General features: G+C 70.8%; 14 protein-coding genes. 2 read left to right on the top strand and 12 right to left on the bottom strand.

Features of this window, described 5'->3' with window-relative positions; translation table 11 throughout:
* Positions 1-320: 320 nt before the first annotated feature.
* The 9 genes from FEF34_RS36925 to FEF34_RS36880 form a co-directional block, all read right to left on the bottom strand.
* Positions 321-761 carry an Lrp/AsnC family transcriptional regulator gene (locus FEF34_RS36925; protein ID WP_138057044.1) on the bottom strand — a complete coding sequence of 147 codons (441 nt, stop codon included), beginning with the start codon at positions 759-761 and terminating at the stop codon, positions 321-323.
* Between the two features lie 5 nt (positions 762-766).
* Positions 767-2,131, bottom strand: a complete 1,365-nt coding sequence (locus tag FEF34_RS36920) for a transaminase (protein ID WP_138057043.1) — start codon at positions 2,129-2,131, stop codon at positions 767-769.
* A 483-nt stretch (positions 2,132-2,614) separates the two neighbouring features.
* A complete protein-coding gene (locus tag FEF34_RS36915; protein WP_138057042.1) occupies positions 2,615-3,739 on the bottom strand; it encodes a PP2C family protein-serine/threonine phosphatase in 1,125 nt (374 codons plus the stop codon).
* A 294-nt stretch (positions 3,740-4,033) separates the two neighbouring features.
* On the bottom strand, positions 4,034-4,612 hold the full coding sequence (locus FEF34_RS36910) for a hypothetical protein (RefSeq protein ID WP_234042825.1): 579 nt from the start codon (positions 4,610-4,612) through the stop codon (positions 4,034-4,036).
* A gap of 342 nt (positions 4,613-4,954) precedes the next feature.
* A complete protein-coding gene (locus FEF34_RS36905; RefSeq protein WP_138057041.1) occupies positions 4,955-5,602 on the bottom strand; it encodes a hypothetical protein in 648 nt (215 codons plus the stop codon).
* 65 nt (positions 5,603-5,667) lie between these two features.
* Positions 5,668-6,075 (bottom strand): YciI family protein, encoded by a 408-nt coding sequence (locus tag FEF34_RS36900; RefSeq protein WP_138057040.1) that lies wholly within the window; start codon positions 6,073-6,075, stop codon positions 5,668-5,670.
* Positions 6,076-6,453: 378 nt separating this feature from the next.
* The gene (locus FEF34_RS36895; RefSeq protein ID WP_138057039.1) at positions 6,454-7,923 is read right to left on the bottom strand and encodes a lipase family alpha/beta hydrolase; all 1,470 of its coding nucleotides are present in this window, start codon (positions 7,921-7,923) and stop codon (positions 6,454-6,456) included.
* A 7-nt stretch (positions 7,924-7,930) separates the two neighbouring features.
* Positions 7,931-12,349 (bottom strand): NB-ARC domain-containing protein, encoded by a 4,419-nt coding sequence (locus FEF34_RS36890; RefSeq protein ID WP_171053233.1) that lies wholly within the window; start codon positions 12,347-12,349, stop codon positions 7,931-7,933.
* Between the two features lie 1,078 nt (positions 12,350-13,427).
* On the bottom strand, positions 13,428-13,877 hold the full coding sequence (locus FEF34_RS36880) for a hypothetical protein (protein ID WP_234042823.1): 450 nt from the start codon (positions 13,875-13,877) through the stop codon (positions 13,428-13,430).
* Positions 13,878-14,170: 293 nt separating this feature from the next.
* On the opposite strand from FEF34_RS36880, the gene FEF34_RS36875 reads away from it, so the two are divergent.
* The gene (locus tag FEF34_RS36875) at positions 14,171-16,996 is read left to right on the top strand and encodes a helix-turn-helix transcriptional regulator (RefSeq protein WP_138057037.1); all 2,826 of its coding nucleotides are present in this window, start codon (positions 14,171-14,173) and stop codon (positions 16,994-16,996) included.
* 458 nt (positions 16,997-17,454) lie between these two features.
* The gene (locus FEF34_RS36870) at positions 17,455-19,224 is read left to right on the top strand and encodes a S8 family serine peptidase (protein WP_138057954.1); all 1,770 of its coding nucleotides are present in this window, start codon (positions 17,455-17,457) and stop codon (positions 19,222-19,224) included.
* 227 nt (positions 19,225-19,451) lie between these two features.
* Here the strand turns inward: FEF34_RS36870 and FEF34_RS36865 are convergent, their stop codons facing one another.
* The 3 genes from FEF34_RS36865 to FEF34_RS36855 all read right to left on the bottom strand — a co-directional run bounded on the left by FEF34_RS36865 (position 19,452) and on the right by FEF34_RS36855 (position 23,183).
* Positions 19,452-21,014, bottom strand: a complete 1,563-nt coding sequence (locus FEF34_RS36865) for an MFS transporter (RefSeq protein WP_138057036.1) — start codon at positions 21,012-21,014, stop codon at positions 19,452-19,454.
* Between the two features lie 268 nt (positions 21,015-21,282).
* Entirely contained in the window at positions 21,283-21,789 is a 507-nt protein-coding gene (locus FEF34_RS36860; RefSeq protein ID WP_138057035.1) for a hypothetical protein, read from the bottom strand.
* 563 nt (positions 21,790-22,352) lie between these two features.
* Entirely contained in the window at positions 22,353-23,183 is an 831-nt protein-coding gene (locus FEF34_RS36855) for a DUF2785 domain-containing protein (RefSeq protein WP_199800727.1), read from the bottom strand.
* Positions 23,184-23,326 lie beyond the last annotated feature (143 nt).

Below are 23,326 nucleotides of genomic sequence, written 5' to 3'. Positions count from 1 at the left end.
CGGCCACCGACCCCCGGCCGCACGACCGACGCGGAGCGCTGAGGGCCGTCCGGGGACGGTGCGGCGGTTCGGCGGGGAGACGGGCCGCCTGCCCGGACCCCCCTGATGCCCCACCACTTCACGTCCATGCGGTGCAGCCGACAGACCCGGTGGGCGGCGGCGTGCCCGGCGGCAAGCGCCCGGCACGCCGCAGCATGGAGCGGGCCGGTGTCCGGCACTCGGCGGTGCTGCCGGAGACTCTCCGCGGCGTACGGTGCGGACCGTGCCGCGAACGGGGACGGCTGTGACGCCGTGGGCTGGAAGCGGTGGTGAGGGACCGATCAGCCGACGTTCCACATGAAGCGGTGGGTGTGGATGCCGAAGTACGGGAAGGTGTCGACACCGGCCACCCCCTCGATGGGCCGGACGGCGTCGTTGACGAAGTCGAGCAGGTCGGCCGGCCCAGGACTGACGACCTCGGCGAAGAGGGCGTAGTGCCCGGCGGTGAGCACCGCGTAGACGACCTCGTCACGGGCGGAAAGAGCGTCGGCGACGGCCCGCGGGTCGCCGTCGACGCGGATACCGAGCATGGCCATGGCCTGGCCGCCCATGGCCATGGGGTCGGTGACGCCCACGACCTGGACGGCCTTCGTGTCGATGAGCCGCTGCAGGCGCTGCCGTGCGGCGGAGGGGGAAAGCCCCACCTTGGGACCGAGGTCTGCGTAGGGGATGCGGCCGTCCGTCTGGAGTTCGCGGAGAATGGCGCGGTCGATGTCGTCCACGGGTGTCAGCCTGCCAGTTCCGCCAGAGCGCCGGCGAAGAGGGTGGTGTGGGCGTCGACGTCGGCCTCGGTGGTGGCGGGGCACATCAGCGCCATGTTGTGGAACGGCGTCATGAGGACCCCCCGGTTGGCCATCCACAGGTGCAGGAAGTCCTCGAGCTCCGGGTCGGAGGCGGCGGCGGACTCGGTACCGGTGCGCGGCGCGGGCGCCGTGAACCGGTACTCCGTGCGGGCGCCGAGGCGGCTGACCGACCAGGGCAGACCGTGCTTCTCGATGCCGCTCTGGACGCCTTGCTCGAAGCGGGCGGAGAGCGCGGACATGGCCGCGAAGGCACTGTCGGTGAGCACGTGCTCGAGGGTTGCCCGCATGGCCGCGACGGACAGGGCGTTGCCCGCGAGGGTGCCGCCGACCCCGCCCATGTCGACGAGGTCGAGGTCCCCACGGCGGAGAAGTCGGTCGGCGAGGTCGGCGGACAGGCCGTAGGCACCGGCCGGGACACCTCCGGCGACGGCCTTGCCGATGGTGAGGATGTCGGGCTCCAAGGCCCAGGCGGCGGTGGCGCCACCGGGGCCGGCGGAGAAGGTGTGGGTCTCGTCGTTGACCAGCAGTACGCCGTGCCTGCGGGTCAGCTCGCGGACACCTTCGAGGTAGCCCGGCTCGGGCAGCACGATGCCGATGTTGGTGAGGGCGGGCTCCATGAGGACCGCGGCCACGTCCCCCTGCGCCAGTTCCCGCTCCAGCCCCTCCAGGTCGTTGAACTCGGCGACGCGACTGGTCAGCGTCACGTCGCACGGAGCGCCGACGTTGCCGGGACGACTGGTCGCCCCGCGCCCTTCCGGTCCGGTGACGATGAGGGACTCGTCGACGCTTCCGTGGTAGCAGTAGCTGTTGAAGAGGATCTTCTGGCGGCCGGTGACCGCCCGTGCCAGCCGGATGGCCCACCGGTTGGCGTCCGTGGCGGTGAGCGAGAAGGACCAGCGGGGCAGGCCGAAGCGGCGCGTGAGCTCGGCGCCCACCCACTCGGCGTCCTCCGTGGGCAGCATCGCGGTGGCGCCACCCTGCTCGCGGAATCGGCGCTCGACGGCGTCGGCGACGACTGCCGGGGAGTGACCGGCCATGGCACCGGTGTCGCCGAGGCAGAAGTCGATGTACTCGTGGCCGTCGATGTCGGTCACCCGCGCACCGTGGGCGCCGGCGAGGTAGCGGGGGAAGGTCCCGGCGTTCTTGTTCATCCACGTCATCGGCACCCGTCCGAACAGGTGGTCGGCTGCCTCGTACGCGGCCTTCGAGCGGGGATTGCGGGCCGTCGACTCGGCGGCCTCGCGGGAGAGCAGTTGCCGCAGCCGGGTGCGATCGATGGACATGGACATGTGCAGGCCTCCTCAATGGCGTCTACGTTTGACGATACACTCGAATTCGTCGTCTCCACTAGCTGTCACGATTGAAATGAGTGTTGCGACGATCGAATCGATACCACCTCGTCTCGCCCTGCCCATCTGCGGACGTGGCCCCGAGGACGAATCAGCGAATGTGCGCCGCCGGTGCGCCCCGGCAGCACACCGGCACCGCCGACCGTGGCCTCCGTGCCGGTCGCAGGCGGTCGTCCGGCGCGAAGACCACTGGTCAGCCCGCCACTCGGAGCTCGGCAGGATGAACGCGCGGGAGCGGGACCGGCGCCTGGGCGGTCCCGACGTGGCGCCCGGGAGACCTCGGAACGGCTCGCGGCCCTCGGAGGAAGGCGCCGGCGCTCGGACCGGAGGCCGCGCCTGGCGGGCGGCGCGTCGGCACGGTGGAGCAGCGATGCGCCGGAGCGGATGCGAAAGCAGGCGCCACCCGGAGCGGCCCGCCCCCGTCTAATCGACCCTCTCGATGATCACCATCGCGATATCGTCGGCGAGACAGCCTGACGAGTGCCGTGTCAGCGCCTGGTGGAGCTCGTCCAGGAACTCTCCGGGGGCGTTCCCGCGAACGGCCTCGAAGGCATCGGGCAGCGCGAAGAACTCGCCGTCGCTGTCGCGTGCCTCGATCACACCGTCGGTGTGCAGCAGCAGGCGGTCGCCGCGGACGAACGGATAGGACTCCGCCTTGCCCTCGGACGGCTCGGGCAGGAGCTCATCAAGGCCGAGCGGCGGCAGCGGGCACCCCGGCGTCAGGGCCTCCGCCCTGCCGCGGTGCAGCACCAGCGGGGACGGATGGCCGCGGTTGACGATCTCGACCACCGGCTCCTGCGGGACCTGGGCCACCAGCGCCGTGACGAACCCCTCCACGCGGGCGTCCGGGTCCACGCCCGGCGACAGGCGCTCCCGCTCCAGGGCCGCCGCACAGTGCTCCATGACGTCCACCAGGTTCTCCTGGTAGTGGGCCGCCTCCCGGAAGGCCCCCAGCACGGCAGCGGCGGCGCGCACCGCGGGAAGGCCCTTGCCGCGGACGTCGCCGATGATGAGTCGCACCCCGAAGCGGGTTTGCACGGCCTCGTAGAGATCACCGCCGATCTGGGCACCGGTCTCGGCCGCGACGTACATGCTGCCCGCGTGCAGCGGGCCGATCCGGGCGGGCACCGGGCGCAGCAGCACCTCCTGCGCGACGACGGCGATCCTTCGGATCTGGTTGAGCTCGTTCTCGCTGCGCGTGCGGGCGGCGCTACTGGTGGTGATGCTCGCGGCAGACACCAGTGTGAGGGCGAGGAGGTTGGTGTAGACCTGCTGGTTCTGCCAGGCCTGGTTGTAGGTGGCGGTGATCACGCTGATGACAAGCGCGAAGGCGGCAGCCGCGATCGTGCCCCTGGGGCCCATGGTGACCGCCGCCAATGCCGGTGTTGCGGTCAGCAGCGGTCCCGTGTACATGACATGCAGGGGCGTGAGCTCGATGACCACCACCAGGACCGCGATCGCGAAAGGCAGGCATTGCGCGAGCACCCAGAGGACCCGGTGGTGACCGTCCGCTCGCGGGCGCACGGATGAGCGGATGACCGACCGCATGCCATCAGCCTGCCTGGTCCGGGCGCACCTTTCCACTCATCTCGGTCAGCGCGGGCGGCCGGGCCGGGGGCAGCGGCGCGAGAGGGACCGTGACCAGCCGTTCGGGACACCCAGGACCCGGGGCTCCCCGCCCCCTGAGAGCTGTCCCGTGAGTGGGGTTCAGCGGTCGGTGCGTTTCCGAGGAGGCACAGCGGTACGTTCTTCCCGATGCAGAGACGCAGGACGGTCGCCAGTGGCCACAGGTACCGGCGGGGCTCGTTGGCCCGGGTGGTGCGGGGGCTCGGGTCGGGGCCGTCAGGAGCGGCGCCCGGGCCCGTGGACGCCGCGCCGGGGCCGCCGCACGGCGCCGGCGTCGTTCTCGGCGCCGGGTGTGCCGGGCGAGGAGAAGCCCCCTGGCACCGCAGTGGTGGTCCGGGCGGCGGGGAGCCGGGGCATAGTCTGCGCGGCCGCGTTGGCGGTGGGACGGGGCCGTGGGGCGCTGGCGACGACGGTGGCGTGCGGGAGCAGCGGGGCACAGCCGGCGCAGACCTCGGCCGCGGTCCAGACGCGTCCGACGGCGGGGTCGTGGCGGAGGATCATGACTACCGATCCGGCGCACTGCACGCGGGTGTCCTGGTGGGCGCCGCACTGCTCGGCACGGCAGTGGCAGGAGGCGTTCGGGCGGATGGTGGCGGCGCGGGCATGGGCGGCGGCATGCCGGGCGGCGAACGCGCGCAAGCTCGCGAGGTCCTTGGAGCGGGGCGGCATCCGGCACGCGGCGGTACTGCAGGAGACCGTGGCGGAGTGGTCCGCGTGGCCCGTCAGACGGACCGTCCAGGACCGTCCGGGCACGCGCGCGGTGGAGGATTCGCTGTACGCAGTCGTCAGAGACACAGGCCGTCCGTTCTTGTTGATCAACAGGTGCAGGGCTCCACTATGGGCTACCCGCCCTCGGCAAGGCCCGCACATTCACCCGCTCCCAGGCGCTGGGCCGCACGGCGTCACTCGTGTCCCGCCGGCGGAAGAACCGTCATCGTGCAGCGGGGAGAAGGGCCGCGCGGCGCGGCATGTGGGAACGGAGCGCACGGCAGCCTGAGCCGCCCCGTCCTGTCGGAGCGGGCCTCGGTGTCCGCTACGGACCCCACGACCTTCGGCGACCCCGGAGGTCCGAGCGGGGAGCGACGGATCCGTCGTTGACGCGTCGCAGGGACCGCGGGGCGGAGAATGGGCTGCGGGCTACGCCGGTTCCACCAGGACGGCCGGCAAAGCGCCGCTGACGATCGGGTCTTGCGGTAGCGATAGCCCGAAGTACTTCTCCACGACGCCCAGTGCGGTGCGGTGTACCTCTCTGCCGTCCCGCTCCGGGTCCGGAAGGCCGGCGGCGGTGAGCAACTCCTGCAAGGGGGCGGCCGTCACGGGGTCGCCTTCGACCCCCCGATAGCCCCACGAGCCGTCCAGATGCAGATTGCAGGCACTCAGCAGGCGGCCGTCGTGGAAGTACGCGAACTGCGGCGGGACCGGCTTGCCGTTCTCCTCCTCGTACTCCAGGAGGCAGACGTGCGTCCCGCCGCGCGACACCGGGTCCGGAGGGCCGAACTCACCCGGCCAGCCGCCGTACGCGACCGCGTAGGCCCAGTCACCGGCGCTACCGAGGCGCAGGCCGATGCCGTCGAAGGAATCGCCGTAGGTGTCGTCCATGAACTCCAGAAGAGACTCCCCGGTGTGGTCCCCCACCTCCACGACCACGTGCTCCGCGCCGTACGACACCGTCTCCGCGAGGCGCCCGGCGAGCTCATGCGGGGAGAGCCCTCGGGCGAGCACCACGCGGTAGCCTCCGAAGGCGATGCATCGGGGAGCAGCGAGCCAGGTCGTTCCGTCGGTCATGGCCCCCATTCTGACCGACCCCTCTGGACTGGCCTTGTCGAGCAGGACCTCGTCCATCGGCGACGTCACTCCGTGATGGTGGGCGGCGCGGTCAGGAAGGGGCGCACCTCCAGCCACTCGTGGATCGGCCTGCCGCCCGCCCCGGGGGCGGCCGACAACTCACCTGCCAGCTCGACGGCGCGCTCGTAGCCGTCGACGTCGATGATCATCCAGCCGGCGATGAGGTCCTTGGTCTCGGCGAACGGTCCGTCGGTGACCGGCGGGCGGCCCTCGCCGTCGTAGCGGACCCAGGCCCCCTCGGGGGCGAGCGCCTGACCGTCGACGAACTCGCCCGTCTCCTCCAGCCGGGCCGCGAAGTCGTTCATGTACTGCACATGGGCGGTGATCTCCTCCGGGCTCCACTGGCCCATCGGTACGTCGTTGACCGGAGCCGGGGCGCCGCGGTAGTGCTTCAGCAGCAGGTACTTGGCCATCGGGGTTCTCCTCGTGCTCGTGCGACCCATTGTGGCCGCGTTCACCGCTGGGACGGAGCCGGACGCGGGTTCTCGACATCGCGGTCCGGGTTCTTTTCGGACTCTCGCGGATGTGCCCCGAGGCACACCCCTCCCCGACGGATGGACAGCCTCCGCCGACCCTGACGCGGGAGTCCCGCCGTGCTGCCGCGGGGGCGAGCGTCAGGGGCACCGCCGGTGGTGGGGGTGGCCCGGCCGTACTGCGTCCCCGTCGCCCGGAGACCGGGGACGGGCATCCGGCGTCACCAGCGGCTACGGGACGGATGCGAACGCCCGTCAGCCCCGCCCGCGACTTCCTGCAACGCCCCACCGGGGACGGGACGGATGCCTCGGGTGGTGTCAGAGGAGCCGGGTGCGGATGAAGTCCTGCAGGTTGCCGGTGTCGAGTTGCCTCTCGAGCTCGGCCAGGCCGGCCGCGGTGGGGCCGGTGATGTCGAGGTAGCCGGGATCGTCGGCGGCGCGTTGAGCCGGCGGCTCGGGCAGGGAGAGGGCGGAGATGCTCTCGGCCGCGACGGCGAGATGCTCGCCCATGACTGCCTTGGAGCTGGTGGGCAGGCGCATGGGCTGGTCGTTCAGGAAGCGCCAGACGTCCTGCTGGACATCGGGAAGGTTGGGCAGGCTGCTGTGCTCGCCGTGGACGTAGCGTGTTTCCGCGGTCCACGGGAGGCGGGCCGAGGCGAGCGGGACGCGGCCGTCCCCATCACGGTCTGCGTGGTGGGGAATGCGTGCGGTGATGCGGTCCATGTGCTGCCACAGCATTCCCAGGCGCTTGTTGTAGGCGAGCCGGAAGAGGGTCTTGAAGCCGGTGCCGGCGATGACGGCCATGCGGTCGCGCAGCGCCTGGTCGAGCGACTGGTGCCAGGTGTGGAGGTCGTGGTGCTGGCGGGCGGCTGCGTCGAGTACGGACTGCAGTTGCAGTTCCTGTGCGGGGGCCAGGTTGAGGCACCATGCGCCGGCGTCGTAGAAGTCGAAGTTGCCGCAGGGGTGGTCGTAGGGGGTGTCTGCGGTGCGTTCGCCGGAGCTTGCGGGGTAGACGCCGGCGGGGGCGGGCAGCAGGCCGAGGACGCCGTGCAGGGTACGAAACGTCTCGCGGGAGAGATAACGGCCGAGGAGTGTGAGGAGCTCGAAGCCCCAGAGGTGGTTCTTCAGATAGCCGCCGATGGCGGGGGAACCGTAGTGCGGTGTGCCGAGGAAGACGATCTTGCCGAGGTGCCGCCAGAGGTCCGGGTGCCGCATGAGGGCCGTTCGGACGACGAGACCGCCCATGCTGTGGGCCACGACGTCGATGGGGCCCCGCCGGTGAGCGGCGGCTCTTCGGTCGAGGACGGTCTGGTGGAAGTGGTCGGCGCTGGCGCTGAGGGGCTTGCGCCAGTCGTAGGGAAAGGCGAGGGGGTGGGTGTTCTGTCGCCTTTCGGCCGAGAACAGGAAACCCTCGTAGAGGGAGTCGACGGTGACGGGGCTGATCTTGAAGGAGGGGTGGGCGTCGCTGAGTCCGTCGGCGGACAGGGCGAGGCTGTCGATGCGGTGGCGGGACTTGACGTCGAGCCACCAGATTCCGCCCAGACCCGTGCTGGCGAGAATGCTGCCCATGACGCCGGGGACGAAGACAAGGTTGGTGGCCTGGTCGTCACCCAGGTGTTCCTGGGGCCGAGGGCCGGCCAGCTCGGCGAGCTCGGTGTACGCGCGGGTGCCGAGCAGACCGCGCAGCGCGGTCGCGGCTCCAGGGTCGCGTATGAGGTTCATCCTGGTGCGTGTGTCGCCTGTGAGGTAGCGGCCGGCGATGTCGTCGGGGTGGTGCTGTGGTGTCACACGTACCTCATCGTGTCGGAACGGCGTGCTGGCCGGGCTGTCGCAGGGCGGCCACTTCGTCGGGGTGGGCGACGAAGATCTGGTCGTCGTTGACGTAGTTGTAGAAGAGACCGCCGATGCTGCGGTACTCGTCCCAGAAGAACTTGCGGGCTTGGGAGAGTGCCTCCCCGGCGGCGGTGGGTTCACCGTTGCGGGGCCGGGTGTAGAGGAAGTGGAAGAAGACGCAGGCGAAGCGGGCCGCGAACACGGTGGGGACTTTGCTCTCGGTGCCGATGTAGGCGCGGCAGCCGCGGCCCAGGAACATGTTCTGCAGTTCGTTGCTGTAGGTGTGGTGCGCTGCTGATGTCTCGCAGGCGTTGAGGAAGACCAACGGGTGGTCGTCGAGGTCCGCGTCGCCCATGTCCGAGAGGTTGAGGACGTCACAGGGGTCGTTGGTGCTGCCGAATCGCAGGCTGGGCCTGTTGCCTGCTCCGGTCGCGGCCTGGCAGAAGACGTAGATGAGCTCTACGGGCGCGGGGTCGAAGAGGAACTCCGAGAGCTCTTCCTTGCGGCGGTCCTTCTGTCTGGGGAGGACGAGCGGGCGCCAAGTGGCGAGCTCCGACGCGTGCTCCTGCGCGGTCCTCAGCGTCGCGTCGTCGGTCAGTCCGCCCCAGTACATGAGATGGGCTCGGGCTCCATGCCTGTCGATGGAGCGCGGACCACTCAGCGGGTACGGCACGTGGCTGACCCTCAGGCGCAGGCCGAGGAAGTCTTGGGGGTCGACCGGTTGTCCCGTACCGGGAGGGCTGCCGCGGTAGAGGAGGGACCACGGGACGTGTTGGGGCTCCCCCGGCTCCCAGAAGATGCGCAGCCGGTCCCCCGGGGCGAGTTCGCTGATGAGCGATTCCAGTTCGCTCCTGCGGGGGAACATGGCGTGGTAGAGCCGACGGCCGGCATGGGCGAGGTCGTGCAGTTCGGCGCTGAGGGCGTCCTCGCCCCATGCCTGCCGGTCCGTCTCGGATGCGCGGGGGGCGAGAGACCAGTCGGTGCGTGGCGTGAACGCCCGCAACCGGGAGGCGACGTCCGCGGCGGTGATCGTGTTGTACCGGTCGCCCCGCTCCTGCCTGAACCGTTCCAGGGCTTCCTGGGCTTCACGGACTCTCTGCTCGGCGACGGGTTGCGGTGCCCAGGCGATCGTCCCCTTGCGGCGCTTGCCGGGCGCGCCGTCGACCTCCATCGTCCACCAGGCGCGGGGCGGGTTGACGAACAGTGAGAGCGTGCTGCCCGCTCGTTGCCACTGGTGCGGGACGAGAAGGCCGGTCTCGCGGGCGCGCCTGCCCCGGCGCTCCTGTATCCGGAGGGTGCGGTGGAGCTTGCGCGGCCGTAACGCCTTGTGGCCCTGGCCGGCGGAACGGGTGGTGTCTGCCGGTGCTGTCGGCTGGGTGGAGTGGCGGGGGGTCGGGACGTCCGCAGACTGGTCCCTGGGGGCGTGGACGTCAGGCTCGATCGGGAGATCTGTGTCGGGTGAGGTTGGACCCGACCGCTCCTCGTCGACGGGGAACTCGATGGTCAGGTCACGGTAGGGGTCGTTGCCCACCAGGACCTGCACGTCGATGCGTGCCGTGCCGGGCGTGCGCGGTGTGATGGTGACCAGGCGCTGCTCGGACTCGCCCTGCGGGGGGATCAGGAGCTCGAACTCGACCATCCACTGCTGTGTGTCGCCCGCTGCCGTGATGCTCTCCGTTGCCCGGGTGTCTGCGGCGTCGGGCAGGGACAGTTCGCTGGTGGTGGACCACACGAGCCAGTGCGTGAGGAGTCCGGCGTCAGGGATGTCGCCGGCGGGGATGATGCGCTGACCGGGCTCCCCCGCGGTCAGGTTGTCCGGGTGGTCGGGGCCGACCTGGAAGCAGCCGGTGTAGTTCTGCCCCGTCCGCAGCGGTTGCTCGTCCGATGGGGCGTCGGCGAACCAGAAGTTGATGTGCTGGTCGTCGACCGCGTCCAGGGCCTCCACGGAGAGATCCGGCTGCACGAGTCCGTCCTCGTCCGCCTGGGATTCGCTGCCGTCGGCCGCGGCCGGATCGTGCTGCTCGTCGTCGAAGAAGTCGGCCGTACCCGGCGGTGGCTCAGGAGGCTCCTTGCCGCTCCCCCCGCTGCCGGGGAGGACGAGGCCCGGTTCGGCGGCCTGTTCGTCCGTGAGCGCCGCGGTGTCGCGCCGTCCGGCGCCCCGCTGGGCGTGCATGGCGAGGGTGAGGTTCTCGAGCTGAGTCAGGAAGTCGTCCGCCGCCGCCCGGGCGGGCAGACTCGTCGACGGTGCCGGCTCGTGCGGAACGGCCGGCGTGAGCGCGGCCAGTTTCCGTCGGGCCTTGGCAAGTCCCTGGTGGTCGCCGGCGTGCTTGAACCATCGCACGGCTTCTTCGAGGGCGGTGAGGGCGTCATCGGGTCGGTCGGAGAGCCTCAAGGCGAGGTGCAGTGTGTAGAGCGCGCGTGCCGTTCCGAGTGCCCACGTGTCGTCGCGGCTGGTCTCCGCGGCGCGTCCGAGATCGGTCACGGCACGGGGGAGATCACCCCCTGCGATGGCGAGCAGCCCTGACAGGTGGGTGAACAGGGCATCGGCTCGGATGTCCCCTCGGCCGGCCACTCTGCGACGGCCGGCGTGGACGAGTTCGTGTGCGGTGCGCAGGCCGTCGTCGCCTTCGCGCAGGAGGTAGGCGGTCACGATGGTGGCGAGGTCGGCCACGGCTTCCGGATGATCCGCGCTGTACTGGGTGCAGGCGGCGAGGTTGTCCAGTTCGGATGCCAGCCAGGCCGCGGCCTGGGAGGGGCCGCTGAGGGCCGGTGCGGACTCGGGCAGCGGGATCTCCAGTGCGGCGATGTCCTGCTGCGTTTCGAGGAGGTAGGCGGCTACGGCGGTGCGGCGGTAGTAGTCGACGAGGCGGCGCCGAGGAGCTTCTTCGGCCTCCTCGTCCGGCAGTTCCGCCGAGAGGGCGTTGAGGTACGAGGTGAGGAGAACGTGCATCCGGAAGCGCCCCGGCGAGATCTCCGTGAGGAGGCTGTGGCGGTAGAGCGAGTCGAGGCAGGTGTCGGCGTAGTCCACCGTCGTGCCGGCCAGTACGGCGGCTGCTCGCTTTTCCAGCTCCGGGCCCGGGTGCATGCACAGGAAGCGCAGGAATCTCTGTTCGGTCGGCCCGAGGCTGCGCACGGATGTGCTCAGCGCGTTGGTGAGGGAGTCCCGGCCGCTGGTCAGCCGGTTGACACGGCGGGTGGAGTGGGACAGCTCCTCCACGAGGTGCGGGACCTGCCAGGTGGGGTGCGCGAGCAGAACGCCGGCGGCGAGCACCAGGGCGAGGGGCAGGTTGCCGCAGAGGCGGGCGATCTCGGGCACGTCCCGCGCGTCCCCTTCGAACCCGCGGTGTCTGAGCAGGCGGTCGAAGAGCTGTGCCGAGGCCTCAGGAGGCAGGACGTCGACGGGAACCGCTTTGGTCACCTCGGCGGCCTCGAGGTGGAGGCGACTGGTCACCAGGGTCAGGCACCCGGGATAGCCGGGAAGCATGGGCTCGACCTGGCTGAAGTCGGCTGCGTCGTCGAGGACGATGAGTACGCGCTTGGACGACAGCCAGCTTCTCCACAGTCCGGCGCGTCCGTGGACGCTGCCGGGCTGGACGTCCGGCGGAACGCCCGCGGCCGTCAGCAGTGAGCCGAGGAGCTGGAACGGCACCGCCGGGCTGTCGGCGGGGTCGTGACCGCGCAGGTTGATGAACAGTTGCCCGTCAGGGAACCGCTCGGTGAGCCGATGGGCCGCGCGAACGGCCAGTGCGGTCTTCCCGGCCCCCGGCATGCCGTGCAGCAGGTACACGGGCGAGGTCTCGGTGGTGTCCGGCACATGGAGCAGCTCGTGCATCTCCTCGTCCCGGCCGGTGAACGTCGGTACGGCTCGCGGCAGCATCCGCGCGGCACCGCCGAGCCGGTCGAGCACGGAGTGAGTCGACGTCCATGGCCCGGACACGACGGACGGAGGACCGGGCAGGGCTGGTCCGAATGTGCGTGCCACGATCTGCTGGCCCTGTACGGCTGAATCGCGTTGAAAGCCCAAGGTCTGGTGCAGCAGGGGCGAATGAGGGGAGGAAGGTTCAGGGCCCGGTGCCAGTGTCAGCAGTTCACCGACGAGCCATTGAAGCTGATGCTCGGCCAGGGAGTCGTCGCTGACGAGATCCTGCAGGTGACGCTGTAGAGTGACCGTCAATTCGTACGCGACGCGGGTTCCGCCACCGCCCTCCGCGGCCAGCATGAGATCGCGCGCCTCTGCGAGCTGGGCGGACAGATTCTCGGCCCGCTCGGGGCGTACGCTGCGGAACAGCCGCACCGTACGGTCCCGCACCTGCTGCCAGGCGTCGGTGGTCAGCGCCCCCACGATCGATGCTGATGTCGCCGCCAGAACAGCAGGATCCATCACACCCCCAGCCCATCCGTGGCCCTCCCCCACTGTACGAGGAATGCCGGTCGGGGGAGCTGTTTTCGAAATGTCTTCTACAGGCACGACGCGGGACACGTTCACTTTCGGGCTAACCCTGCGCGTCCACGAAAACATGACGCCAGGAACGGGAATTCTTTCTGCACCAGCACGGGAATCGAGCCAACCCCATGGCCCAATCCCGCAGCCAGCATCCCCTCAGCGGACAGGACTTCGCACCGCGGTACGGCGTTCTCCGACGAAGGACGCCTCCGCGGTCCACGCCGGGCGGGCCGCGCACACCGATGCGCCCAGAGCGCCCACGCGTGGCGAAGTCTGCAATGACATGCGAATCCCTGTTCGAAACTGCCGCGGAGGGACGGATGGTCGATCCGTTTCAGGCTAGCGGCGAGCACCTCACCCGTGCGCCCTGTTACCGAAACAAGACACAGAGTGTCCTTCCGTCGACCGGGTGCGGGTCGCGCGTCGCCGCGGCCGTTCGTGCCTCCCACGGCCGGTACGCCGCCCAGATCGTCCTGTCACCCTCCTCGACGACCGCGTGCCCGGTCCTTCCGCAACCGCCGCTCGGCCACCGGGCCGAGGATGTCGTGACGCCGGTGGGAGGAGCCGCTCCGTTCCGCTCCGGCGTCGCGCCGGGCGGACGCCCAGCTGCGTCATGCCCCCGCGCGCCCTTCTGACGGACGGACCCAGGGGGCTGAGCCCCCGCAGCCGCACCCCGGCCGGGGAGCCCTTTCCCGCGGCCCGGGCAGCTGCGACACGAGTGCGAAGCGACGAGGGGCACGGTGGCCCCGGGGCGGCATCGGTCTCGACGCCGAACTCGTGGTGGAGGTGGTGGTCCTGACCGGTGTCGGTTCGCCCCAGGACGGGCTGGGAGCGCTCGTGCGGTACCGCATCGCCGGGGCCACCTCACCGAGTTCGAGGAACCGGCTTCCGGGGCCCCGGCCCCGGCGGATGGGACAGCCCTGACCACCCGTCGTAGGCCGTCCCGTCCGGCAGGGCCGACGCATGCGCTCAGCGGCCGCCCCGCGCCCGGGTAGGGGGAGGGACGGCCGCGATCTCAGCCGTGGGCGCGACCGGGTCCCCCGCCCGGGCCTCCGGGCAGGACGCCGCTCTCCGCGGCCTTGAGGATGGCGTCGGCCTGCTCCTGGGTGATCTTCCCTTCGGACACGGCCTTCTCGAGACGCTCCGAGAGACGCTTCTCGCGCTCCTCCTTGTGCTCCTGCTGCCTCTCGCTGCGGATCTTCTCCAGCGCCGCCTTCACCTTGTCCTCGGACACGCCCAGTTCCTTCGCCAGAGCGGCCGCCAGTTCCTCCTGGCGCTCCTCCATGCGGTCCTTCCGGGCCTCCCTGCGCTCCTCCCGCGGATTCGGCGTGTCACCGGAAGGCGCGGTCGACTCCGTCGCAGTGGCCGGAGCGCTGTCCTCTGCGAGCGCCACGGCGGGGAACAGCAGCCCCACGCTCGCGACTCCTGCGATGGCGAGACCCACTCGAGCTCTCTTGGTCATCATGGAAAACTCCTCCGCTTCCGGGATCCGTGTCGTCTTCGAAGATCGGACACGAGGCTGTGGCCGAGCTGGGAGCGAGATGAGAATCCCCTTTGAAGCTCGCCGCACCCGCGCCGTCACGGTCCGCCCACCGGCCGGCCGCGCCGTGCGCGAAGGACGTCGGCGTCCGGTCGAGGGCAGCTGCCGGGACGCGGGCCCGCCCGACTCCTCGACCGAACGTACGAGCGATGCGGCACACTTGGGGCCGGCATATGGCCAAGGGCGCTGAGGGGGCCGTCAGTGAGGGGGCAGGCAGCATGAGTACACCGGTCTGGGAGCGCAGGCTGCGACGGACCCTCGCGTCGGAGACGGCCGAGCCGTTGCTCGTCCTTGCGGCCGGAGCCGCCGGCACCGGAAAGAGCCACCTCGCACGGCGTCTCGCCGATCTGCCCGAGGCCACCGGCGCCGAGGTGCTCACCTGGACCTGCGGCGAGGGCGCCGCCGCGCCCGAGCCGGCAGGCGACGGGCCGGTCCTGCTCCTGGTCGACGACCTGCACCGCGCGGACGCCGCCGAACGCAGCGCACTGCGCCTGCTGCTGGAACGGTCCCGACCCTCGCGCGCGACCGTGGTGCTCTACCGGCCCGAGGAACTGCCCCACCCCGGTCTGCCGCTGGGCACCCCGCCACTGCGCTACCCGCGCGACATGGTCGTCCTCGAGCACCGGGTCACGCCGTGGACCACCGAGCAGGTGCAGCGGACCGCGGCGGCCGCCCTCGGCGACCGATGCTCACCCGAGGCCGTCGTCCGGCTGCACGAGCAGTCCGGTGGTGTGGCGCAGGTGGTGACGGACCTGCTGGTGGTACTGGGCGAACGGGACCTGCAGCGGTACACCGCGGCCGACGTGGACGCCGCGGGCGTGCCCGTCCGCCTCGCCGAACTGGCGCTGAGCCGGACGGCCTCGCTGCCCGCGTCGCAGCGGGCCGTGGTGTGGGCCGCCGCGGTGCTGGGAGAGCCGGTGACGCGGGAGGAACTGCTGACGGTCGCCGAGGGGGCGACGTCCGGTCGGCCGCCCGGCGGCGCCTGCGAGAACGGAACCGCGCCCGCGGGGAGAGCCGGGCGGAACCCCGTGCTCGACGACGCGCTGGCCGGAGCGCTCGATGCGGCCGTGCTCGCCGAGTACGCGGGCCTCCGGTACGGGTGGCCCGTCCCGCTCGCCGCGCGCGCCGTGCGCCGGGTGCTGCCCGGCCCCGTACGGCAGGAACTGCATGCGAGGGCCGCCGACGTGCTGGTGCGCAGGCAGCCCGTGCCCTGGATGTCGCTCGCGCGGCACCGCCGGGAGGCCGGCCGGGTCAAGGCCTGGTTGCGTGCCGTGGAACGGGCCGCTGCCCTGGCCACCGGGGCCGGAGACCACCAGGCAGCGATCAAGCTGCTGGAGGAGGCCCTCGCGTCGCCGGAAATACCCCGTGCCGCCCGGGCCGGGCTGGCGCCGCGACTGGCTGACATCGCTGTCAACGGGCTGCGCTCGGACCAGACCGTCGAGGTGCTCTCGCAGATCGTGGAGGACGAGAGCCTTCCCGCCGTGTTGCGCGGCGAGATCCGTCTCGACCTGGGACTGCTGCTGTGCAATCAGGTCGGGATGGGCGGCACCGGGTGGACCGAGCTGGAGCGTGCCGCCGCCGAACTTCGCAGCGAGCGCCCCGGATTGTCCGCACGTGCCATGTCGGCGCTCGCGATGCCGTACTGGCCCGGCTCCTCCATCGACGTCCACCGCGCATGGCTCGAGGGTGCCGCGGTGGCCGCGGACGACAGCGGTGACGAAGTCGTCCGCACGGCGGTGCGGGCCAACCGCGCCGGGCTGGCGATGAGTTGCGGTGACCCCGAGGGCTGGGACCTGCTGAAGTCGCTGCCCACCGACCACCCCGACCCCGGCATCCGCCGGCACGCCGCCCGCGGGCTGTGCAACGCCGCCGACTCGGCGGTGTGGCTCGGCCACTTCGCAGGGGCCGAGGACCTGCTGCACGAGGGGCTCGAGCTGTCGGCACGCAGTGGTGCCCCGTACACCGAGCACACCGCCCTGGGCGCGAGGCTGCTGCTGGAGTGGTTCACCGGGCGCTGGGCGGGGCTGGCGGAGCGCTGCGAGGAGTTCGTCGCCGCGACCGCCGACATGCCGGTCATCAGTGCGGACGCGCGCATGGTCCGCGGGATGCTCGCCCTCGCCCAGGGCGACTGGGGCGCCGCGCTCTCGTGGCTGGCCGGCCCTGACGCGTCCTCGGCCGAGCATGCCGCCGCGCCGCATGCCGCCGCCACGTCCGGAGCCCTGATCCGGTTGGCGCTGGCCCGTCAGGACGTGCCGGCGGCGGCCGAGGAGGCCGGGAGCGCCTGGCGGAAGGCCGCGGCGAAGGGCGTGTGGGTGTGGGCCGCGGAGCTGGCTCCCTGGGCCGTCGAGGCGGTGGCCCGGGCGGGCGAGGTGGCTGCGGCCCGTGCCATGGTCGAGGAGTTGTCGTCCGGCTTGGCCGGGGTGGACGCGCCCTCCGCCACGGCCGCGTTGAGCTGGAGCCGGGCGGCACTGGCCGAGGTGGACGGCCGCCCGCTGGACGCCGTCCCCCTGTACCGTGAGGCCGCCGCGGCCTTCGATCGCGCACCGCGCCCCTACGCGCGGGCGCTGGCCGCCGAGGGAGCGGCACGCTGCACGCTCGAGGCGTTCGGGGCGGACGTCCGTGATTCGTCCGAGCGGCAGGACGATCCCGGAGCGGCCGCCGCCCTCGCCGTCGACGAACTGACGTCCTGCACGGCTCTGTTCACCGAGCTCGGCGCGGTGTGGGATGCCGCCCGTGCCCGCGCCGTGCTCCGCCGTCACCAGCCGGCCAAGGAGGGCCGTCCGCCGGGTCGTCCCGCGTACGGGGGTCAACTCTCCCCGCGCGAACGGGAGGTCGCCGAGCTCGCGGCGGCCGGGCTCACCAACAAGGAGATCGCGGGGATCCTGCATCTGTCACCGCGTACGGTCGAGCAGCACGTCGCCCGGGCCATGCGGAAGCAGGGGACGCCCTCTCGCCAGGAGCTCGCCGAGTGGCGGGGGCCGGCCGCGCCGGAGGGGCCGGAGCGGACGCGGATCGCCACGGTCGGCGCTCCAGGCGACGCCTGACCGATCCGCTTCGTATCCGTGCGCGGCCTCGGCTTCGCATCCCTGCGTGCACTCACGGGTCACCGCATCTCCGCGTATACGCTTGTGCGCTCGGATCGATCCGCACCATGACACGCGCATTCGATGATCAATCGGACAGGCAAGCGCCTGGTCAGAGGTTAATCACGTATCCGTAGTACCCGGGCCCCGGATATTCGTACGCGGACTCCGGCCGTAGGTTCCTTCCACTTGCCCGGTCGACCTGCATCCGCCGCGAGGTACCACCTGATGCACGCCGGCCGGCCTGCGCCGTGTGCGGGGTCTCCCACGAGGCCCCGCCCGGCTGGACAGACCCCCACATCACCCTGACGCGGCCAGGGGCCGGCTTGTCATGACCGAACCAACCCATTCGGTCCGACCTGCCGGGAGCAGACCGGAAAGGCAACGCCTTGAACCGTTCAAGACCCTTTCGCATATCCGTGCTCGCGGTGACGACCACCGCACTTCTCGCCACGGGAGCCGCAACCTCCGCCGCAACCCCCTCCCCGCAGCCCGCCGCCCCCGCGGCGAGCTCCACCGCGGAAACGCCCGTCGAACGCCTGATCGTCGGATACAAGTCCCGCGCGGCGGAGGCCGCATCGGACTCCGCCGCGGACAAGGACGCCCAGGCCAAGGGGAAGAAGGCCGGTGAGTCGGTCGGCTTCGACCGCCGCCTCGGCACCGGCGCCGCCCTTCTCGACCTCGGCGGCAAGCTGGACGAGGGCGAAGCCTCCGACGTCATGGAAGCCTTCCGCGCCGACCCCGACGTGGCCTACGTCGTCCCGGACACCCGTATGTACGCCACGGCCGTCTCCCCGAACGACACGGAGTACAGCCGCCAGTGGGACCTCTTCGAGAGCACCGCGGGCATGAACGTTCCCGCGGCCTGGGACAAGGCCACCGGACAGGGCGTCAAGGTCGCCGTGATCGACACCGGTTACGTCGCGCACTCGGACCTCGCCGCCAACGTCGTCAGCGGCTACGACTTCATCTCCGACCCGTTCATCGCCCAGGACGGCGGCGGCAGGGACGGCAACGCGGCCGACCCCGGCGACTGGATGGACCGCGGCGAGTGCGGTGTCGACGAGGCCGGCCTGCCCGTGCCGGGGCAGGACATCGACAACTCCTGGCACGGCACGCACGTCGCGGGCACGATCGCCGCGGCCGCGGACAACGGCAAGGGCGTGGTGGGCATCGCCCACGACGCGACCATCCAGCCGGTGCGCGTGCTCGGCAAGTGCGGTGGGATGACGTCCGACATCATCGACGCCATCACCTGGGCGTCCGGCGGCTCCGTGCAGGGGGTGGCGAACAACCCGTACCCCGCGGACGTCATCAACATGAGCCTCGGCGGCGAGGGCGGCTGCGACTCCGGCACCCAGAGCGCGATCAACGCGGCCGTGGGCCGCGGGACCACGATCGTCGTCGCCGCGGGCAACGACAACGCCAACGCCGCCTACTTCAACCCGGCCAGCTGCAGCAACGTCATCACCGTCGCCGCGAGCGACCGCCAGGGCAACCGCGCCTACTACTCCAACTACGGCACCGTCGTCGACATCACCGCCCCCGGTGGCGAGACCTCGCCGAGCAGCTCCAACGGCATCCTCTCCACGCTCAACAGCGGTTCGCGCAGTGTCGGGAGCGAGAACTACGTCGCCTACCAGGGCACCAGCATGGCCGCCCCGCACATCGCCGGCCTCGCCGCGCTGATGGTCGACGCCAACCCGTCCCTGACCCCGGCGCAGATCGAGTCGACGATCAAGAGCAAGGCCCGCACGCTGCCGGGTTCCTGCTCCGGTGGCTGCGGCGCCGGCCTCGCCGACGCGGGTGCCGCTCTCGGCGCCGGCGGCGGCACGCCCACGGGCTCGAACGTCTTCCGCAACACCGCCGACGTCAGCATCCCCGACAACGGCAGCTGGGTGACCTCGTCCGTGTCGGTGACCGGGCGCAGCGGCAACGCCCCGTCGAGCCTGAAGATCGACGTGGACATCAAGCACACCTACCGCGGTGACCTGATCATCGAGATCGTCGCCCCGAACGGCTCGTCGGCGCGCCTGAAGGAAGCGTCCGGCGACAGCACCGCGAACCTGCTCACCACCTACACCGTCGACGCCTCCGGGGTCGCGGCGAACGGCACCTGGAAGCTGCGGGTGTCCGATGTCTACTCGGGCGACACCGGGTACATCGACTCCTGGGGCCTGACCTTCTGACGGTTCCGCCCACTGATCTGCCGGTGCCTTCTGGGCACCGGCAGATCACGCGTTCCCCCGCTTCCGGTCGAGATCCCGCGGCGACACGCGCGGGGACACGGCGTCGCGGCGCGGGTGCCGAATCCCCGACGCCGCGCTTCGCCCCTGCCCGCCCCACCGTCGCACTCCCGGCCCACCGCGGCACTCCCGGCCGTCCACCCGGTCGTGCCCCGGGCGCACGGCCGGTTTCAGGGGCGGTCGGCGTCGCCGGGGAACGCCGCGAAGAGCACGGCGAGAACGGCGGCGGCGATGAGCGCCGCGACTCCCAGGCTGACCTGGCCGGCCTGGATGAAGTTCCGCTCTGCGATGTCCGCGAGGCGCGCGTCGAAGTGGCGGATCTGAGCGCCGGGGGCGCTCATCGACACATGCGTGTGTGGATCCGCGTGCAGAATGATCTCCCGGCTGGCGCCGATGCTCTCGGCCGGATCGGGAATCACCTGCTCGATGTCCCTGCCGAGGGTGACTCCCAGCCACACGGTCATCACCGTGCCGAGTGCGGCGAAGCTCATCGCCCCGCCGAGAGGTTGCTGGGTGTTCACGATTCCGGACGCCATGCCCGACCGGTCCGGCGGCATGACCTCCAGCACCAGTGCCACAACCGGAGTGATGACCAGGGCCGAAGCCATACCGACGACGGCCATGCCGAGCAGGACCGTGCCTCTGCCCACGGGAAAGCCGAACACCATGGTGAGCAGACCGAGCAGCAGACCCGCCTGACCGGACAGGAGCAAGCGCCGCAGGCCGAATCTCCTCCGCAGCCTTGCGGCCCTCAGAGCGACCGCCGCATATCCGGCGGCGAACGGAAGGACGAGGAACCCGACCGCCACTGGGGAATACTCTCGAATACTGCGGTAGTACTGCATCACGACGAAGAACGCCCCTTCGTTGCAGAAGGCAGCGAAAAACACCGTGGCCACGGCGAGCGAGTACAACCGGCTACGGAACAGCGAGACGTCGAGCATGGGATAACGGGCACGCGATTCACGGACCACAAAGGCGAGGAATCCCAGCACACTCAGCCCGAGCAGCGAGAGCGTGACACTCGAGCGCCATCCGAAGGACGGCCCCTGGATCATCACGAAGGCCAGTGACGCCACTGTCGTGATGAAGAAGAACTGGCCCGTCCAGTCAAATCTGCGGATGCACACGTCTTGTGATTCGGACGCCCAGCGGAGTGTGATGACCAGCACGACGACGCACAGCGGAACCGTAGCGAAGAAGAGGGCGCGCCAGCCCATGAACTGAACCAGGATTCCTCCCACGGGCGGCCCCATGGCCACTGCCACGCTTCCCACGGCAACCCAGGTTCCGACAGCCTTCGTTCTCGCCTCCGGGGTGGTGCTCACCCTGCTCACAAGGGCGAGCGAGGTGACAATGACCGCAGCGGCCGAAACCCCCTGAACTCCTCTCGCCACCACCAGGACGAGCACGCTTGACGTTGTGGCGGCGACCAGCGAGCACGCGACATAGACGCTCAGGCTCACCGCGTAGACGATTTTCCTGCCGTAGACGTCCGCCAGTGTGGCGCTGATCATCGTGGCCGACGCCATACCGATGCTGTAGACCCCCACGAGCCATTGCAGGTCGGATTCCCCCATGCCCAGACGACGCTGTATGTCGAAGAGCCCGACGTAGGTGATCAGGACGTTGACATTGACGACGAACAGCCCGAGATATGCCGCGAGGAGAGTTCTCGGCCGGCGTTTGCTCCCATAGGGGCGGGCCGGCAGGGAAGGCTTTTCGGACGACATGGCCGGAGCGTATCAGCGCGCTTGTTCATTCGATCAGACGCAGCGCTCCGCCGTCGCGAATGCGCCGCCGTGGAGGATCGGGGGGCGGTACCGGTCCAAGGGATCCGGGCCGCAGGGATGTTCAGCAGTCCGGTGCCGGCCGGTCCGCCGTACGCCGGACCGGCAGCGATCGCGGAAGGATCGCGGTCTGGCCTTCGGCCGGAGCACCGAGGCCGACGACGACCGCGCCGCTCCGCGCGCCGCCCGGAGCGGCGCGCGGAGCGGGAGGTCAGAGGGCCCGAAGGTAGTACATGGTGCGGAACCCACCGCTGGTCGAACACGACAAGGTGTTCTGAGTGCTGGTGTAGGTGAAGCCGGGCGGGACCGTGCAGGCCCACAGGCCCGTCTTGGGCGTACGCAGGTAGTACATGGTGCGGAACCCACCGCTGGTCGAGCACGACAGGGTGTTCTGGGTGTTGCTGTAGGTGAAGCCCGGCATGGTGGTGCAGGCCCACAGACCGTCCGCCGGGGGCTGCACGTAGTACATCGTCCGGAACCCGCCACTGGTCGAACACGACAGGGTGTTCTGGGTGTTGCTGTACGTGTAGCCGGGCGGGACCGTGCACGACCAGAACCCGGCGGCGGCCGTGTGCGAGGGGGTGCTTGAAGGGCCGGCCGCGGTGTGCGACGGGAGCGCCGGGGCAGCGGATGCCGTAGTGGGGGCGAGGGCGACACCCACCATGGCGACGGCCGAGCCGACGCCGACTGACAGGGACCGGAGTTTCGAGCGCAGCATGGAGGCACTCCTGTGTTGGTCGTCCGACGGGCAGAACCAACGGGTGGGGGGTCGACCGGCGTCTGTCCCGTGCTCCGGTCGCCGCAGCGCGCGCTCGGATGCTCGCAGCCGGGTCGACCGGGGGGCAAGTGCGCCCCCCTCACCGCGTCGAAGATCGGACGTACCGCGGATGTCTGTGACCTGCGGTTCGTCCAGAGCCCTTGACGAGCCCACGACCGGCGCCGCTGCCCGTATGTCCGAAAGGCCATCGAGGAGGGAGCCCTTCCGGGAGGTGGCGGCCCTCGAGGGGCCGGGGTGCGCTCCGTCCGGCAGGGACGTCGCGGATGGAGCTGAGCGGCCTGCCGTTGCCGGCATGAACCTTCACCCGTCGGCGGAGCCCGCGGTCTTCCACACAATCTTGTCCCTCACAGACTCCGTTGGGAAACCTGCAAACCGGGCATGACCTTGTCGTTAGGCCGTGTTTTAGGAACCATTGGGCTGGCTGGTCTGGTTAGTGTCGAGTGCCCATCGATGGGAACGCCTCACGTCTCTGGGAGATGGGCGCCCCTCGGTGGCACCTGCGGTCATGCCCCCTGGAAGACCAGGGCCAGTACCTCCGTCAGGCGCCGCTTCAGCCCTTCTGCGTGCGGGGGGTGTACGGGGGCGGGGGCGCCGTCGATCCGGACGCCGGTGTCGGCGAGGAGGTACAGCATCCTGAGTGTGCGCATGGCGTTGGAGGTGTGCGCGGCCACGGTGGGAACGCCGCGCCGGCCGGCTGCGAAGTCCGTCTCAATCGCGTCCAGCCAGCCGGTGGCCTCGGCCTCGGAGAGTTCCGGGCGGGTCAGCGTGCGGGCGATGCCTTGGGCGAGGCGGTCGTCTTCCTGCTGGGCGAAGATCTCGTCGGTCGGGGCCACGAGCCGCTCCGCCGCCAGGTCTAGCATCTCCTTCGGGTCGACCTCCGGATGGAGCCCGAAGGCGCCCAGCAGGTCGGCGCCGTGTGCGACGGCGTGGAGCCAGCCGAGTTCGCGGTCGTACCCGCGCAAGTCCGTCTCGGCGGGGAACCAACGCCGGAAGGCGGCGAGCCACGTCGGGTCGAAGTCGCCGCGACCGACGATCATGTCGAGCACGAGCGGGGCGAAGGTACGTGCCTGGGTCTCAGGGTCGTCGAACCGGTCGGCCATCACAGTGCCCAGCCGGGTGCGCATCGGCTTGTCGATGACGTCCCGTTGGATCCAGGTGCGCAGCACCACGTAGGGGGCACCGTCGCGGATGTTTGGGTCCGGGTGGCGGAGGGCCTCGGCCAGTTCTGCGGCGAGGGCCGGAAGTTCGGCCGCCGCCGGGGCGGGGCAGTCGTTCTCGTAGAGGTACAGCCAGCGGGCCGCGTCGATGGGAGGCATGTCGTCGGTCTTGGTCACTGCCTCACTTTTGGGGAGCGTCTCCGACAAGGCAACCGATTATCGGACGGATGCGGGGCGACAGGCGGCCCTGGCTCAGGGTGACCACCTGCCCGTAGCCAGGCCAGTCGGCGACTACGGGACCTCCCCTTGAGTCTGCTGCT

Origin of the sequence: Streptomyces marianii (assembly GCF_005795905.1) — a bacterium.
Taxonomy (GTDB): Bacteria; Actinomycetota; Actinomycetes; order Streptomycetales; family Streptomycetaceae; genus Streptomyces; species Streptomyces marianii.
This window is presented reverse-complemented; position numbering and strand designations above follow the sequence as displayed.

Coding starts and splice junctions, on each gene's coding strand:
- FEF34_RS36865 (WP_138057036.1), bottom strand. CDS start 21,014: ATGTCGTCCGAAAAGCCTTCCCTGCCGGCCCGCCCCTATGGGAGCAAA.
- FEF34_RS36880 (WP_234042823.1), bottom strand. CDS start 13,877: ATGATGACCAAGAGAGCTCGAGTGGGTCTCGCCATCGCAGGAGTCGCG.
- FEF34_RS36860 (WP_138057035.1), bottom strand. CDS start 21,789: ATGCTGCGCTCGAAACTCCGGTCCCTGTCAGTCGGCGTCGGCTCGGCC.
- FEF34_RS36920 (WP_138057043.1), bottom strand. CDS start 2,131: ATGTCCATGTCCATCGATCGCACCCGGCTGCGGCAACTGCTCTCCCGC.
- FEF34_RS36915 (WP_138057042.1), bottom strand. CDS start 3,739: ATGCGGTCGGTCATCCGCTCATCCGTGCGCCCGCGAGCGGACGGTCAC.
- FEF34_RS36905 (WP_138057041.1), bottom strand. CDS start 5,602: ATGACCGACGGAACGACCTGGCTCGCTGCTCCCCGATGCATCGCCTTC.
- FEF34_RS36875 (WP_138057037.1), top strand. CDS start 14,171: ATGAGTACACCGGTCTGGGAGCGCAGGCTGCGACGGACCCTCGCGTCG.
- FEF34_RS36890 (WP_171053233.1), bottom strand. CDS start 12,349: ATGGATCCTGCTGTTCTGGCGGCGACATCAGCATCGATCGTGGGGGCG.
- FEF34_RS36900 (WP_138057040.1), bottom strand. CDS start 6,075: ATGGCCAAGTACCTGCTGCTGAAGCACTACCGCGGCGCCCCGGCTCCG.